12 protein-coding genes are annotated in these 14,623 nt (G+C 63.5%); 5 read left to right on the top strand and 7 right to left on the bottom strand.

Annotation, left to right across the window (positions count from 1 at the left end):
* Positions 1–82 precede the first annotated feature (82 nt).
* From murQ to murA, 3 genes are all read right to left on the bottom strand, one after another.
* Positions 83–1,006: an N-acetylmuramic acid 6-phosphate etherase gene (murQ, locus tag X742_RS161135; RefSeq protein ID WP_023771121.1), complete on the bottom strand. Its 924-nt coding sequence runs from the start codon at positions 1,004–1,006 to the stop codon at positions 83–85.
* A 166-nt stretch (positions 1,007–1,172) separates the two neighbouring features.
* A complete protein-coding gene (locus tag X742_RS161140; protein WP_023771120.1) occupies positions 1,173–2,054 on the bottom strand; it encodes an N-acetylglucosamine kinase in 882 nt (293 codons plus the stop codon).
* A complete protein-coding gene (gene murA, locus X742_RS161145) occupies positions 2,051–3,307 on the bottom strand; it encodes a UDP-N-acetylglucosamine 1-carboxyvinyltransferase (RefSeq protein WP_023771119.1) in 1,257 nt (418 codons plus the stop codon). Before murA ends, X742_RS161140 begins: the two co-directional genes overlap by 4 nt.
* A 151-nt stretch (positions 3,308–3,458) precedes the next feature.
* On the opposite strand from murA, the gene X742_RS161150 reads away from it, so the two are divergent.
* Complete coding sequence (locus X742_RS161150) at positions 3,459–4,319, top strand: MurR/RpiR family transcriptional regulator (RefSeq protein ID WP_023771118.1); 861 nt, start codon at positions 3,459–3,461, stop codon at positions 4,317–4,319.
* Between the two features lie 5 nt (positions 4,320–4,324).
* On the opposite strand, the gene X742_RS161155 is transcribed toward X742_RS161150, so the two are convergent.
* The 3 genes from X742_RS161155 to X742_RS161165 form a co-directional block, all read right to left on the bottom strand.
* On the bottom strand, positions 4,325–5,680 hold the full coding sequence (locus tag X742_RS161155) for a glutamine synthetase family protein (RefSeq protein WP_023771117.1): 1,356 nt from the start codon (positions 5,678–5,680) through the stop codon (positions 4,325–4,327).
* 242 nt (positions 5,681–5,922) lie between these two features.
* Complete coding sequence (locus X742_RS161160) at positions 5,923–6,621, bottom strand: GntR family transcriptional regulator (protein ID WP_023771116.1); 699 nt, start codon at positions 6,619–6,621, stop codon at positions 5,923–5,925.
* 185 nt (positions 6,622–6,806) lie between these two features.
* A complete protein-coding gene (locus X742_RS161165; protein WP_023771115.1) occupies positions 6,807–8,867 on the bottom strand; it encodes a N,N-dimethylformamidase beta subunit family domain-containing protein in 2,061 nt (686 codons plus the stop codon).
* Positions 8,868–9,303: 436 nt separating this feature from the next.
* Here X742_RS161165 and ftsZ point away from each other — a divergent pair, with 436 nt between their 5' ends.
* The gene (gene ftsZ / locus X742_RS161170; RefSeq protein WP_023771114.1) at positions 9,304–10,341 is read left to right on the top strand and encodes a cell division protein FtsZ; all 1,038 of its coding nucleotides are present in this window, start codon (positions 9,304–9,306) and stop codon (positions 10,339–10,341) included.
* A 480-nt stretch (positions 10,342–10,821) separates the two neighbouring features.
* Here the strand turns inward: ftsZ and X742_RS1000000175540 are convergent, their stop codons facing one another.
* Entirely contained in the window at positions 10,822–11,142 is a 321-nt protein-coding gene (locus tag X742_RS1000000175540) for a hypothetical protein (RefSeq protein WP_245273867.1), read from the bottom strand.
* Here X742_RS1000000175540 and X742_RS161175 point away from each other — a divergent pair.
* The 3 genes from X742_RS161175 to X742_RS161185 all read left to right on the top strand — a co-directional run bounded on the left by X742_RS161175 (position 11,071) and on the right by X742_RS161185 (position 14,614).
* A complete protein-coding gene (locus tag X742_RS161175) occupies positions 11,071–12,045 on the top strand; it encodes a sugar-binding transcriptional regulator (RefSeq protein WP_023771113.1) in 975 nt (324 codons plus the stop codon). The genes X742_RS1000000175540 and X742_RS161175 overlap by 72 nt on opposite strands.
* 45 nt (positions 12,046–12,090) lie before the next feature.
* Entirely contained in the window at positions 12,091–13,536 is a 1,446-nt protein-coding gene (locus X742_RS161180) for an extracellular solute-binding protein (RefSeq protein ID WP_023771112.1), read from the top strand.
* A gap of 154 nt (positions 13,537–13,690) precedes the next feature.
* Positions 13,691–14,614, top strand: a complete 924-nt coding sequence (locus X742_RS161185; protein WP_015318968.1) for a sugar ABC transporter permease — start codon at positions 13,691–13,693, stop codon at positions 14,612–14,614.
* The last annotated feature ends 9 nt before the right edge of the window (positions 14,615–14,623 follow it).

Below are 14,623 nucleotides of genomic sequence, written 5' to 3'. Positions count from 1 at the left end.
CCGAGGACCGCTTCCAAGGCACACATGCTATGGAGTGTCGGCCCAGTCTATGCGGCTTGACGCCGTCTTGTCTAAAGCGGCTTCAGGTCGCTTCGTCGCCGATCGCCTTTCGCAGGAACCCTCCGGCCCTGGTCAAAGCGGCCCGCGCCGCGTCCACCTCGAGGCCGGTGATGGTCACCAGGATCGCCAGCTTGACGTCATTGCCGGTCCGGTCGAGCGACTCTCGTGCCTGTTGCGGAGTACAGCCGGTGGTCTGCATGATGATCCTGATCGCCCGGGCGACCAGCTTCCTGTTCGACGGGTTCAGGTCGACCATCAGATTCTGGTAACTCTTGCCGATCCGGATCATCGAGGCCGTGGTCAGCATGTTGAGCACCAGCTTCTGCGCGGTTCCCGATTTCAGCCGCGTCGAGCCGGTCAGCACTTCGGGGCCGACGACGGGCGAGATGGCGATGTCGGCGATGCCGGCAATGGCCGATGCCGGATTGCAGGAGAGGGCGACCGTCGTCGCGCCCACCCGCTTGGCATAGTTCAGCGCGCCGATGACGTAGGGCGTGCGTCCGCTGACCGCGATGCCGACCACCACGTCGTCGGGTGTGAGACCGATCCCCTGCAAGGCCTTGGTGGCCATCTTCGGGTCATCCTCGGCGCCTTCGAGCGAGCGCACCAGCGCGTCGGGCCCGCCGGCAATCAGGCCGACCACCATGCGTTCGGGCACGCCGAATGTCGGCGGGCATTCCGAAGCGTCGAGCACGCCAAGCCGGCCGCTGGTGCCGGCGCCCATGTAGATGAGCCGCGCGCCTCTCTGGAAGGCAAGCACGATCCGGTCCACCGCGGCGGCAATTTCGGGCAGCACCTTTTCGACGGCCGCTGGGACGATCTTGTCCTCGTCATTGATCCTGCGCAGCACGTCGATGGTCGGCAGCAGATCGATGTCGACGGTCCTTGGGTTCCGACCCTCGGAAATCAAGCGATCCAGCTCGGACATCAACCCTTGCTCGGTCATCCCGGCGCTTTCAAAAAGTCTGCCGCACGGCGCCCGGCAACACTCGTCTGGCAACCAGTGCGGACGGTCCTTGGTCCGTCATCGCAGTTTTTCTTTGTTAACTTTTTAGAATTTGATATTCACATCGTCAACAGAGGTTTGGAATATTTTATTCCTATCCATGTGGCTATCCCTTGCAAACCGACCGCTTGGCAAGAATGATCGCGCCGGATACGGCGTCGCCGTCGGCGGGCTTCAGGCGGCGGCGCACATCGGGAGAAAGCCATGGTTCGAGCGGGCTGGCGAGGCCGCCCAGCAACGTCACGCGCGGCGCGCCCTTCTCGAACAGCACTCGCACCAGCGTGTCGATCTGTTCGGCGGCACCTTGCACGATGCGGCGCCCAACGGGATCGCCCTGGTCGGCATGGCGCATCACCATGGGTGCAAGCGCGGCATAGTCCGTGGCGCTGGCGCGGTCCATCCAGGCGACGGCCTCCATTGGGTCGCCCGCGAAGCGCTGCATGACCTCCGCCAGCAGCGCCGTGCGCTCGTGGCGGCCGTCATGGGCGCGCAATGCCAGTTGCACGGCTTTCAGTCCAAGGTCGGCGCCGCTGCCCTCGTCGGAGATCGGAAACCCGTAGCCGCCGGCGCGCAGGTCGCGGCCCTCGACGAAGCCGAGGCCGATCGAGCCGGTACCGGCGATGACGATGGCGCCGTCCTGGCCGGAATGCGCGCCAAGGCAGGCACCGATGCCGTCGCTGACGAAGTCGATGCCGGAAAAGGGGTGCGCGATTGCCCGCAACGCCTCAAGCGCGCCTCTGCGGCCGATGCCGGCAAGTCCGACGCCGGCATGGATCTTGGCGGTTTCGGCTGGCGCGAAACCTGCCTCCTCGATCGCCGCGCCGAAAGCTTTGGCGATGGAGGCCCAGGCTGCCTCGACCCCGAGCCGCGTCGTCGCCGGCCCCGACAGGCCCTGTCCCAGCACCGTGCCTTGCGCGTCCTCGACACGGGCGCGGCAACCGGTGCCGCCGCCATCGACGCCGAGAAAATAATCCGCTTCGGTATTCATGCGCCCAGCCGCTCGATGTCGGCGCCGCATAGGCGCAGCTTGCGGTCCAGTTGCTCGTAGCCGCGGTCGAGGTGATAGACGCGGTTGATTGTCGTCTCGCCTTCACAGACCAGCGCGGCCAGCACCAGAGACACCGAAGCGCGCAGATCGGTGGCCATCACCTGCGCGCCGTGCAATTTCTCGCCGCCGCGCACCAGCGCCATGGTGCCTTGCAGCTTGATGTTGGCGCCGAGCCGCATCAGTTCGGGCACATGCATGAAGCGGTTCTCGAAGATGGTTTCGCGCAGCAGCGACGCACCCTGCGCGCAGCACATCAGCGCCATGAACTGCGCCTGCAGGTCGGTCGGAAAGCCCGGATAAGGTTCCGTCGTCAGATCCGCGGCCTTGAGCGGTCGGTCGCGCGAGACGATCAGACCGCGATCGCCTGGCCAGACGCTGACGCCGGTAGCCTCCAGCAATTGCACGACAGAGGCCATGTGCTCGAGCCGGGCATGCGTCAGTTCGAGCTGGCCGCCGGTGATTGCGGCCGCGATGGCATAGGTGCCGGCCTCGATGCGGTCGGGGATGATGTCATGCCTGGCGGCATGCCAGCTGGTGTCCCCCGCGATCAGGATACGGTGCGTGCCGGCGCCCTCGATGCGCGCGCCCATGGCAACGAGGCAAGCGGCGAGATCGGCTACTTCCGGCTCGCGCGCCGCGTTCAGGATCTCGCTTTCGCCCTTGGCCGCGGTCGCCGCCATCATCGCGGTTTCCGTCGCCCCCACCGATGGCGAGGGGAGCACGATGCGCGTGCCGGTCAGCCCGTTCGGGGCCGCGGCGACGATCAGGCCGTTCTCGACGGCGATCCTGGCGCCGAGCGCGGCGAGTGCGGCGACATGCATGTCGACCGGCCGCGCGCCGATCGCGCAGCCGCCCGGCAGCGAAACCCGGGCATGGCCGAACCGCGCCAGCAACGGCGCCAGGACAAGCACCGTCGCCCGCATTTTCCGAACCGTGTCGTAGGACGTCTCCTTGGAAACGGCGGTACTTGTGTCGATGGTGGCGGCATGGGCGGCCCGGGTGATTTCGGCGCCGTGAAGTCGCACCACGCCGAGCATGTTTTCGACGTCGGTCACATAGGGCAGATTGGTCAATTCCAGCGGATAGGGGCTGAGCAGCGCAGCCGCGATCTGCGGCAAAGCGGCATTCTTGGCGCCCGAAATGGTGACCGCGCCCTGCAGTCTCTGTCCGCCGACGATCCGCAATCTGTCCATGGCTGGAACCTTGACGGCCAATCCGGTGACCTGCCCGGGAATCCCGAGCGACGACCCCGGGCCAAGTCGAGAATTAATTCTGCGTTCTTGGCTGTCAATCAAAATTGGAATAATTTATTCCTCTTCTTGCAAGGAAGAGCGAGGGATTTCCGTGTCCGTCTTAAGCAGGATCAGTGCCGAGCTCGACGGCATGGCGCCCGGCGATCGCGAGATAGGCCGTTATATTATCGGCAATCCCGACCAGATGCTGCGGCTGTCGACGGCCGCACTCGCGGCCGAGATCGGCCGCAGCCAGTCTAGCGTCGTCAAGTTCAGCCAGAAGCTCGGCTATGCCAGCTACCAGGAGCTCAAGCTCGCCGTCAGCGAGGCCAAGGCGCAGGATTGGCAGGTGCCGGCCGGCGTCATCCACGGCTCGATCGAGGTGGGTGACGGTTTTCCGGTCATCCTGAAGAAGCTGATCGGCAGCAAGCTGCTGTCGATGCAGCAGACCGTGGCCGCCAACAGCGAGCGCATTCTCTCCCGGACGCTGGACCTGCTGGATGGCGCGCGGCGCATCCATCTGGTCGGCGTCGGCGCTTCCTCGCTAGTGGCACGTGATTTTTCCTACAAGCTGATGAAGCTCGGCCGCAATGTGCTGCATGACAGCGACAGCCACATCCAGATGGCCAACGCCTCGACGCTCGGGCCTGACGATGTGCTGTTCGCGCTGTCCTATTCCGGCGCCAGTATCGAAACCTTGCGCATCGCCGAACTTGCCAGCAAGCGTGGCACGACGGTGATCGCCGTCACCGGCCTGCACGACAATCCGCTGAGCCGCGTCGCCGACATCCGCCTCTACACCCTCGCTGACGAGGAACGTGCGCGCTCTTCCTCCATCACCGCGCGCGACGCCCAGCTGACGCTGACCGACCTTCTGTTCATCTTGCTGGTTCAGAAGCAGCCCGACGCCAACGACTACGTTCACAACAGCGAGGCCGCGGTCACGGTGCTGAAGGCCGAGCGCTCGTCGTAGAGGCCTCAGACGCTTTCGAGATAGGTCTCGACCTCGAAATCGCTCACGTTGAGGGCAAACGTATTCAATTCCTGGCGTTTGCAGGCGACGAAGGAGTCGCGCAGGATCGCCGGGAAGATCTCCGCCACATGCGTCCCGCCTTCAAAGGTTGCGATCGCGGACGCCCAGTCCGGCGGCAGTTTGGCCGGGGCGACGCCTTGCCCGTCATTCCCCGCCGGGTCGCCTGGCGACATCTGCTTCTCGATGCCGATCAGCGCGGCACCCAGTATGGCGGCAAGCACGAGATAGGGGTTGGCGTCGGCTCCCGAGACGCGATGTTCGATGCGGCGCGCGCCGGTCGGGCCGCCGGGGATGCGGATCGCGACCATGCGGTTCTCGTAACCCCAGGCGACCGCGGTCGGCGCGTAGGATCTCGGGCGCAGCCTTCGGTAGGAATTGAAATGCGGCGCGAACACCAGCGTGCTTTCGGCCATCGCCGCCAGCAGCCCGCCGACCGCGTGTCGCATGGTGTCGGAACCCTGGTCGGTGCCGTCGTCGAACACGTTGCGCCCATCGGCATCGACCAGGCTGAAATGGACATGGAAGCCGTTGCCGGCGCGGTCGCCATAGGGCTTGGCCATGAAGCAGGCGGCAAAGCCGTGCTTGCGGGCAATGCCCTTCACCGTGCGCTTGAACAACACCGCATCGTCGGCCGCCCGCAACGCGTCGGCGACATGGTTCAGGTTGATCTCGAACTGGCCGACGCCGTTTTCGGCGATGGCCGTATCGACGGGAATGCCTTGCGCGCGGCAGGCTTCATAGATGTCGTGGATGAAGGCTTCGAAATCGTCGATTTCGTCGATCGACAGCGCCGCGTCGGAATCGAGACGCCGCCCGGTGACCGGGGACACGGGCCCGACCGGCCGCTGTGATTGCGGATCGACCAGGTAGAATTCCAGTTCGGTCGCCGCGACAGGAGTGAGGCCGAGCGCCTTGTAGCGATCGAGGATGCGGGCCAGTGCCCGCCGGGGGTCGCCGAGATAGGGCGCTCCGCTCTCATCGGCGAGCCAGAGCGGGACGAGCGCCGTCGGATGCGCCGTCCATTCCACCGGCAGAATGCCGCGACCCGTCCATTGGCAAAGACCGTCGGCATCGCCGGTCGAGAAGACCAGGCTGTTGCCTTCGATGTCCTCGCCCCAGACATCGAGCCCGATCAGCGAGTAGGGCATGCGCAGCTTGCCCTCCAGCGCCTTGCGGGCCTGCTCGACGGGGATGCGTTTTCCCCGCATGATGCCGTTGAGGTCGCACACCGCGGCCCTCAGGCTCAGGATGTCGCTTCGGCTTTCAAGCCAGTTCAAAACGTCCTTAATTGCATCGCTCAATTTCAAACCTCTGGTTCCCTGCGGTGTCGCGTCTGAGGCGAGCACCCTATTTTCTACGACAAAGCAGCTGACGAGTTCATGAAGGCATCTCCGACATAGGTCGGAAATTTTCCTTCATCTTTTCAAGTCATTAGCCGGTATGTCGGGAGGCATTTCAGGAACCAATTGCGCGATCTGCGATCGCAACATAGCGACAAGGCAAGGGAAAGCCAAGCGGCATCGGGGGGCCAGGAGACACCGGTCTAGCTCCTCGCTTCCGGGAATCTGACCTGCCGCAGGATATGGGCAGCACCCTCGTCGATGTCGCGAACGATGGCCGCCCGCGCTCGCCCACCGTCCTGCGCCTCGATCGCGGCAACGACTTCCTCGTGATAGTCGATATCCAGAATGGAGGAGAGGTCGTCCTCGAATCCCATGGCGAGGTTTCTGAGAAACGGGCCGACCTGCATCCACACCGTCTCGATCAGGAAGATCATCTGCTCGTTGCCGCAATGGCGATAGATCGAGAATTTAAAATCGTGGTTCTTCCTGAGATAGTCGCCAATATCGCCTTTGCTGGCCGTCAGGGTCAGTTCCGTGCAATGGCGTCGGATCGTCCGCAGATTGTTGCCGTTGATCAGTTTCGTCGCAAGTTCGGTTGCCGGGCCTTCGAGCAGTGTGCGCACGGCGGTCAATTGCGAGAACCGCTCGGCCGAGATCACCGGCACCTCGACGCTGCCATTCGGCATCGGGCTCAGTGCCCGCAATGCCTGCAGCCGCATGAAGGCACTGCGCACCGGCATGTCGCTGGTGCCGAGTTCCTTGGCGAGTTTGCGCGAGGTCAGCTTCTGGCCGGGCAGGAATTGGCCCGACATCAGGGCTCGCACAAGCTCCAGATAGACCTTCTCGTGCAAGGGCACGGTGTCTACGGCGGTCAAACCGAAATGTGTTCTGCCGGCCATTGGCGGGGCGCACCTTCATCCGTTCTGAAAATGACCTGACGACACGCGCCGCGGACAAAGCTTAGGCCTGGCACGGCGGGAACACCCAAGCCGCCGATTGATCGAGCATGATAGACGCTTCGATCGTTGCGCGGCAAGCCAACCGCAGGAGCCGGCGCGGTGCGGCGGGCTGCCTTCCTTTCCGCCTATCGATCCGGAACCGGCCCGCTCTTCTCCAATGCCATATGCGTCAGCAAATTCCTGGTGATCCGGCCGACGTCGTTCATGGCATCGCCCACAGGCAAGGCGCCGCACCAAGCGACCGAACTCGCGCAGAAGATCAGGCCGCCCGAGGGCAGATGGCGCAGCGTCATCTCCGCGCAACGGCGCCCTTCGCGCTCTCTGTCACCTCCTTCGTACCATCGCGTGGCGTCATGGATGAAGCTGTCCGGGAACCCGGTCGCGCGCGCAATGACCATGGTGTCGGGGGATGTGCCCAGATGCGGGTCGGTGGCATCCACCTCGTAGCCGGCGGCTCCTCCAAGCACGATGCCCTCGTCGCCGAAGGTCTCGCTGGTGACGCCGTCGAACAGCCATGCAGCGGAAGCTTCATGGCTTTGAGGCGTGCGTGTGAAGGGCCGCGCGCCGTCGAACCCCATCAGCGAGATGGCGACGCCGGTCAGCGAGAACTCGCCGCGCCCGCTGGCGCGCAGGTACCCTCCCGGCTGGTTGGTAATCGACAGTGACTGTTCGGCGATAGAGCCGTCCCAGGTCCGGCCCGCCTCGAGCGGCGAGCGGCGCAATTCCATCAGATCGTCCTGGAACGCCACCTTGCCGGCAAGACCATTGCCGCCGAGATAGGCGATGCTGCCACCCGCCGCCGCGAATTGGCGCAGCGCATGCTCCATCTCGACCGACATGTATTCGGGATGGCTGCCGGTGATGACCGCCTCGTAGCCCTGCAGGCAGGCAAGACCCAGTTCGTGCAGGTCGCGGTCGGTGATGAGATCGAAGCCGATATCATTCTTGTGGCAGAAGCGCAGAAAATGCAGGTCGACGGGCAGGTTGTGCGGGCAGCCGCAGAGCGGATAATTGTAGTCGTCGCGCAGCGTCGCCTTGGGCTTCCTCGTGGAACAGATCGACACGCCGCTGAGATCGCTGTGATAGTCGTAGAGCGACTTCAGATTGTTATCGATCGCGAAGCGATGGCCGCGATCCTCGCACATCCATTCGTAGAGATGCGCCGGTAGGAATTCATCGGCATAGGCGAGATAGGTGGCCGTCGGCACCAGGAACAGCAGCGGTGCCCGGCGTGCCGTCGAGGTGATGAAGAAGACGATGCGCTCCGATCCACCGTCATGGCTGACTTCGAAGGCATAGACGCCGGCAGAGGCATCGGCAGGGATCTGCAGATGATAAGAGGGGGGCCAGCCCAACGCGCCCATGTCGTCGTCATGGCAATGCACGGCGTCGTAATGCGATGGCACCAAGCGGGGATCAAAGCTCGACCCATCCCAACGGCGTGAGGTCATGCAGAAGGCGGGCTGGTTGATCGTCTCCAGCAAGAGGACGCGATCGGTGCGTGTCGAGGCGAGCGGGCCGCTCGGCAGCAGGGTCGGAAAAATCCAGGCGATACGACCGGCCGCGGTTCGCAGCGAGATCGCCGAGAACTTGGCGTTCAGCGACCTTACATCGTTTGCCGTGCTGGTGCCGAAGACCATGTCACCGGTCAGGGGCCGCCACGGCAGGTCGAATCGATGATCCACGCGAAACGGCGACAGGAGATCGTCCGAGTCGATCCGCAGCACGGTCGCGCCGTCGTTCGACGAAATCTCGACCTTGAGCCAGGTGTTTGCCGGCAAGACCACGCCGCTATCGAGCGAGTTGCCGTCGGCGGCTGACATCAGCCGCCCGTCCTGCAAGCCGAGGCGCAGGTTCCCGCTTTCGAACAGCACGCGGGCGCCATCGTTGCGGGTCAAGTATACTTCGAAGGCGACGCCTTCGATCTCGGTGGCCTTGGCAAGTTCCGCCGCCGCGATCTTCAGGAAGGATCCGTGATCGAAATCGCGGTGAGACACGGCATTTCCCGTCGGCTCGACGCGCCAGCCCATCGGCTCGGCCGCGGGCGTGTCGAGCCGCACGACGTGCACGTGGCATACCTGCCGCGACGCCGAGACATGAAGGGCGACCGGTGTTCCGGCCGCTGTATGCCAGGGAACGGTATAGCCTGAGACGGCCATGGCGCCGTGGTCGACGGGGCGCTTCATCGCCGCGAAAATCCGCGTCGCGATCCCGGCTGTCGCAATCTCATCGATGGCAAACTGGACAATGCTTTCAAACCTTTGGGTCTGGAGGTCGTATATACCCCACGGCCTTGATTGCTGACGAAGTCCGTAGGAATCTCGCTCAGCCATCGATGGCCATCGGCAATGCGAGTTCTACGCATCCATCGCAGGCATCCGCTTCGTGCCTGATCGACGACGACATTATCGCGATCGTGCGAAACCGGACAGTCGTTCTCGCAACTCGGCCTCTTCATCACAAAACTTGACCTTCACGCACTTGCACGTCCGGCCGCTCTCTGGCTTTTTGGGGCACCCATCCGAACGGACTGATTCGCGTCATGCCGCTCGATTGCAATGTCTTGTAGGCAGTCTGCTTGTGGGTCGTGAAGCGCACGCAATTGGCGAAGGAGAAGCAGGCATGGCCGAGTTCAAGAAGCCGGAAATCTCCGAGATGAGACCCAAGATCACCGTGATCGGCGTCGGCGGCGGCGGCGGCAACGCGATCAACAACATGATCGTGGAACAGCTTCAGGGAACCGAGTTCATTGCCGCCAACACCGATGCCCAGGCGCTTACCATGTCGAAGGCGACGCGGCTGATCCAGCTTGGCGCCCACGTCACGGAAGGCCTTGGCGCCGGCTCGTTGCCCGAGATCGGCCGTGCCGCGGCCGAAGAATCGCTAGACGAGATCATGGATCATCTGGCCGGCACCCACATGTGTTTCGTCACTGCCGGCATGGGCGGCGGCACCGGAACCGGTGCGGCCCCGATCATCGCCCAGGCGGCGCGCAAGGCCGGCATCCTGACGGTCGGCGTCGTCACCAAACCGTTTACCTTCGAGGGCAGGCGCCGCATGCAGATGGCGGAAGAAGGCATCGAGCGGCTGCGCGAAGCCGCCGACACCGTCATCGTGATCCCCAACCAGAACCTGTTCCGCATCGCCGATGCCAAGACCACCTTTGCCGATGCATTCGTCATCGCCGACAGGGTGCTTTATTCCGGCGTCAGCTGCATCACCGACCTCATCGTCAAGGAAGGCCTGATCAATCTCGACTTCGCCGACGTCAAATCGGTGATGCGCGGCATGGGCCGCGCCATGATGGGAACGGGCGAGGCCTCCGGCGACGGCCGGGCGATGAAGGCGGCGGAAGCCGCGATCGCCAATCCGCTGCTCGACGAAATGTCGATGAAGGGCGCCAAGGGCGTGCTGGTGTCGATTTCGGGCGGCCGGGACATGACCCTGTTCGAGGTCGACGAGGCGGCCACGCGCATCCGTGAAGAGGTCTATGAGGACGCCGACATCATCGTCGGCGCCATCTTCGACAAGAGCATGGAAGGCCGCTTCAGGGTCTCGGTGGTGGCGACGGGCCTCGATCGTTCGCTCGGCGAGGGTGATGCCGATGCCGGCATGGCACATGGCCATTCCATGCCGTCCGCCGCACGGACCTTGCAGTAGCCTTCCGTTCGAATTAACACTCCCGGGCAGGCGACCCGCGGTATCTGTCGCGTGCCAGGGCCGGAAACGGTGCTCTTTAGGACGCCTTCTCGCCGATGAGCTCGAATCGCTCGATCTCGCATTCGCGGGCGACCAGTGCCAGGATTGCCGTCTAGGGTTCGGGTCGCATCGGGCTGTCTCCATTCGAGATTGAACGAGTACACGAAGCGGTCGCGGCTGGAGTGATTCTCGACCTTGGCAAGGCACGCGCCATAGCCGAGCGGCCGCACCCTCTTGGGAAGGTCAGGTGGGGATCCTTTTGCCCAGGAAACCGACAGGACCGCATAGTGGTCGCGCGGCAACTTGAGGTCGACCCATTTCAACACCTGAAGTGTCAGTAGCGTCAGCACGGTTGCAATTGCCGCAAGACCAAACTGGCCCCGCCAAAGGCAAGTCCGATCATCGTCATGATCCACATGGTGGCCGCGGTGGTGATCCCAGTCAGAGATCGCCGCGCCGAAGGATGGCGTCGCCGCCGATGAAGCCGACGCCGGTCAGCACGCCAAGCGGCAGACGAAGCACGTCCACGCTGGCGAAGAAGTAAGAACCTCTTGCCCTCCTGAGGTGCCCGGCCGAACCGTCGCGCGGCAGCCGACCAGACGCGACGCCATTTGAAGGTGGCGCTTGACTTCGGCCAAGCCATGTGAAAAATTTTGCAGCAACTGATAAAAATATCATCGGGACGGAAACGTGGTTGGTTTTGGAAACGGCCTTTTTCGGGACGACGATGCCAGCATGGCGGCGCGGGCCGCGTGGCTTCATTACGCCGGCGGCCTGACCCAGTCCGAGGTTGCCAAGCGGCTGGGGCTGACCAGTCTCAAGGCGCACCGCCTCATCACCAAGGCCAACCAGGAAGGGCTGGTGAAGGTCTATATCGACGGCGAAGTGTCGGAATGCGTCGAGCTCGAGGACGAATTGTCCCGCCGCTACGGCCTCGACTATTGCGAGGTGGTCCCGGATTTCGATTCCGAGGATCTGCCGCTCAAGGCGCTCGGCATCGCCGGCGCGCAGTTCCTCAAGCGCGAGATCGAGCGCGGCGAGCAGGCGCTGATCGGCGTCGGCCATGGCCGCACGCTCGCGGCCTGCGTGGAATATCTGCCGCGCACCACCACCGACCGCATCCGTTTCGTGTCGCTGCTTGGTGGCCTGACCCGGAAATTCTCGGCCAACCCGCATGATGTCATCCACCGTCTCGCCGAACGCACCGGTGCCGAAGCCTATGTGATGCCGGTGCCGATGTTCGCCAACACGGCGGATGACCGCATCGTGCTGCTGGGCCAGAAGGGGATCAGCGAGGTCTTCGATCTCGCCAGATCGGCCGACCTGCTGTTTGCTGGGATCGGCACCGCCGAACGCGAGGCTTCGCTTGTCGCCACCGGCATGATCGAGAAGGGCGAGATGGAGGAGATCCGTCGCAATGGCGGTGTCGGCGAATTGCTCGGCCATTTCTTCGACGAGGCCGGCAAGGCAGTGGCGACGACCGTTTCCAACCGGGCGCTGGCACTGGCGCGCGAGGATATCGCCAGCCGCCGGATTGTCGCCGTCGCCGGCGGCAGGATCAAGGTTCGCGCCATCAAGTCGGTGCTGGAGGGGCGCTATCTCGAGGGCCTGATAACGGACGAGCGCACGGCGCGATCGCTCGTGGAAGAGACGCCGGTCGGGTAGCCGGCAACAGTCCAGTTGAAACTACCCTGTGGAGGAGAAGACGAAATGCATGAGAAAGAGAAAGACCTGATAGACGCCTTCCTGCGCGGACAAGTCGACCGTCGTGGACTGATCAAGGGCCTGGGTGCCATGGGCCTCGCCGCCGGCACCGCCGGCACGCTGCTCAACCTGGGCCAGACCCGCGCGCTCGCCGCGGACTTCGACTGGCAGGCGCATAAGGGCAAGACCATCAAGCTCTTGCTCAACAAGCATCCATATGCCGACGCCATGATCGCCAATCTTGAGAACTTCAAGAAGCTGACCGGCATGAACGTCGTCTACGACGTATTCCCCGAAGACGTCTATTTCGACAAGGTGACGGCCGCATTGTCGGCGAGCTCGCCCGAATACGACGCCTTCATGACCGGCGCGTACATGACCTGGACCTATGGCCCAGCCGGCTGGATCACCGACCTCAACGAATGGATCAAGGATCCGGCCAAGACCAACCCGAACTATGCTTGGGACGACTTCCTGCCAGGCGTCAAGAATTCCTGCGCATGGAACGGCAAGCCGGGCGGAGCTTTGGGATCGGAAGACGCCAAGCAGTGGTGCATTCCGTGGGGGTTCGAGCAGAACAACATCACCTACAACAAGGCGATGTTCGACAAGGCGGGCGTCAAGGTTCCCGGCAACATGGACGAGATGGTGGCCGCTGCCGCCAAGCTCACCAAGGATGTCGGTGGCGGCGTCTACGGCATTGGTGTGCGCGGCTCACGCTCCTGGGCGACCATTCACCCGGGGTTCCTGTCGGCCTACGCCAATTTCGACCAGAAGGACCTGAATGTGTCGGCCGACGGCAAATTGTCGGCCGCCATGAACACCGCCCAATCCAAGGCTTTCCACAAGCAGTGGGTGCAGATGATCCAGCAGAGCGGCCCGAAGGACTGGTCGACCTATACGTGGTACCAGGTCGGAACCGATCTCGGCGCCGGCGCCTCGGCGATGATCTTCGACGCCGATATCCTCGGCTACTTCATGAATGGCGGCGACAACAAGATGGCCGGCAAGCTTGCCTTCGCCGCCTTCAAGGCGAATCCGGAGGCCAAGGCACCAACGCCGAACATCTGGATCTGGTCGCTGTCGATGTCCAACTTCTCCAAGGACAAGGACGCCACATGGTACTTCATGCAATGGGCCTCCGGACCCGAGCATGCGCTGTTCGGCGCCACCAAGATGGATTTCGTCAACCCAGTCCGCCAGTCGGTCTGGAAGGATGAGGTCTTCCGCGAGAAGCTGAACAAGAGCTATCCGGGCTATGTCGAGATGTTCGACGCCTCGGCACCCGGCGCCTCGATCAAGTTCACGGCGCAGCCGCTTTTCTTCGATCTCACCACCGAATGGGCGGCGACGCTGCAGAAGATGGTGTCCAAGGAAGTGCCGGTCGACGAGGGCCTCGACAAGCTCGCCGAGAGCATCAACGGCCAGCTCAAGGAAGCCGGCCTCGGTTAAGTCGCAACGAGGGCCGGCCTGCTTGGCGGTTCGGCCCTCGCCACATCTTTCATGTTTGCGATGCGGTGCCGAAAGGTGCCATTTCGCCCCACCGGCCGCCTTGCTCCCTTGGGCGGCCGGCAGGGCGAAGCGACAGCAACAACGGAGCAGCTCGATGACTGCGGTGGTATCGCAAAGGCTCAAGCCATCCGGCTTCAGGATCAGCAAGCGGGTGCTGCCCTATGTTCTCAGCCTGCCGGCCTTGCTGGTCTGCATAGGCATCCTGATCCCGTTCCTGACCTCGGTGGTCTATTCGTTCCAACGCTATCGTCTGAGCCAGCCCTGGGCGCGCCAGTTCAACTGGGGCGACAACTATATCTCCTTCTTCACCGATCCGAAGTTCTGGAACACGTTGAAAGTGTCGCTGCTCTATGCCGGCACCACGGTCGTGCTGGAACTGCTTCTCGGTCTCGCCATCGCGCTGCTGCTGCAGAAGCGCTCGACACTCAACAACTTCATCTCGATCATGCTGTTGATGCCGCTGATGACGGCACCCGCGCTGGCGGCACTGATGTGGAAGCTGATGACCAATCCGGGCTTCGGCGTGCTGAGCTATCTCGCCAGCCTCATCGGGCTGCAGGATTTTCGCTGGGCGTCGTCGCCGTCGACGGCGCTGTTCACCGTCGTGCTGGTCGACATCTGGGTCTACACTCCATTCATCATGATCCTGCTGCTCGCTGGGCTGCGCAGCCTGCCGACGCAGCCCTTCGAGGCCGCCGCGCTTGACGGCGTGCCGAGGAGCTTCGTCTTCTTCCGCATCACGCTGCCGATGCTGACGCCCTACATCCTGACAGCGACGCTGTTCCGGCTGCTCGATTCCATTCAGCAGTTCGACATCATCTACGCGATGACCCAAGGCGGGCCGGGCGACACGCTGACCGTGTTCCAGGTCGAGGCCTATCTCAACTTCTTCCAGTCGACCAATGTCGGCCGCTCGGCGGCGCTCATGATCATCCTGTGGGCGATCACCTATTTCCTCTCCAACATCTTCATCAAGAACTGGCTCAGGCTGCGCGAACGCGCCCGCGGCCAGGCATAGGAGGCGGCG

Origin of the sequence: Mesorhizobium sp. LNHC229A00 (assembly GCF_000502415.1) — a bacterium.
Taxonomy (GTDB): Bacteria; Pseudomonadota; Alphaproteobacteria; order Rhizobiales; family Rhizobiaceae; genus Mesorhizobium.
The sequence above is the reverse complement of the archived record's forward strand: the minus strand, read 5'-3'. Positions and strand labels throughout refer to the sequence as shown.

Bases quoted from the DNA above. Each gene is read 5' to 3' on its own strand.
- ftsZ (WP_023771114.1), top strand. From the start codon at position 9,304: ATGGCCGAGTTCAAGAAGCCGGAAATCTCCGAGATGAGACCCAAGATC.
- X742_RS161185 (WP_015318968.1), top strand. From the start codon at position 13,691: ATGACTGCGGTGGTATCGCAAAGGCTCAAGCCATCCGGCTTCAGGATC.
- X742_RS161140 (WP_023771120.1), bottom strand. From the start codon at position 2,054: ATGAATACCGAAGCGGATTATTTTCTCGGCGTCGATGGCGGCGGCACC.
- murQ (WP_023771121.1), bottom strand. From the start codon at position 1,006: ATGACCGAGCAAGGGTTGATGTCCGAGCTGGATCGCTTGATTTCCGAG.
- X742_RS161165 (WP_023771115.1), bottom strand. From the start codon at position 8,867: ATGAAGCGCCCCGTCGACCACGGCGCCATGGCCGTCTCAGGCTATACC.
- X742_RS161180 (WP_023771112.1), top strand. From the start codon at position 12,091: ATGCATGAGAAAGAGAAAGACCTGATAGACGCCTTCCTGCGCGGACAA.
- murA (WP_023771119.1), bottom strand. From the start codon at position 3,307: ATGGACAGATTGCGGATCGTCGGCGGACAGAGACTGCAGGGCGCGGTC.
- X742_RS1000000175540 (WP_245273867.1), bottom strand. From the start codon at position 11,142: ATGAAGCCACGCGGCCCGCGCCGCCATGCTGGCATCGTCGTCCCGAAA.
- X742_RS161160 (WP_023771116.1), bottom strand. From the start codon at position 6,621: ATGGCCGGCAGAACACATTTCGGTTTGACCGCCGTAGACACCGTGCCC.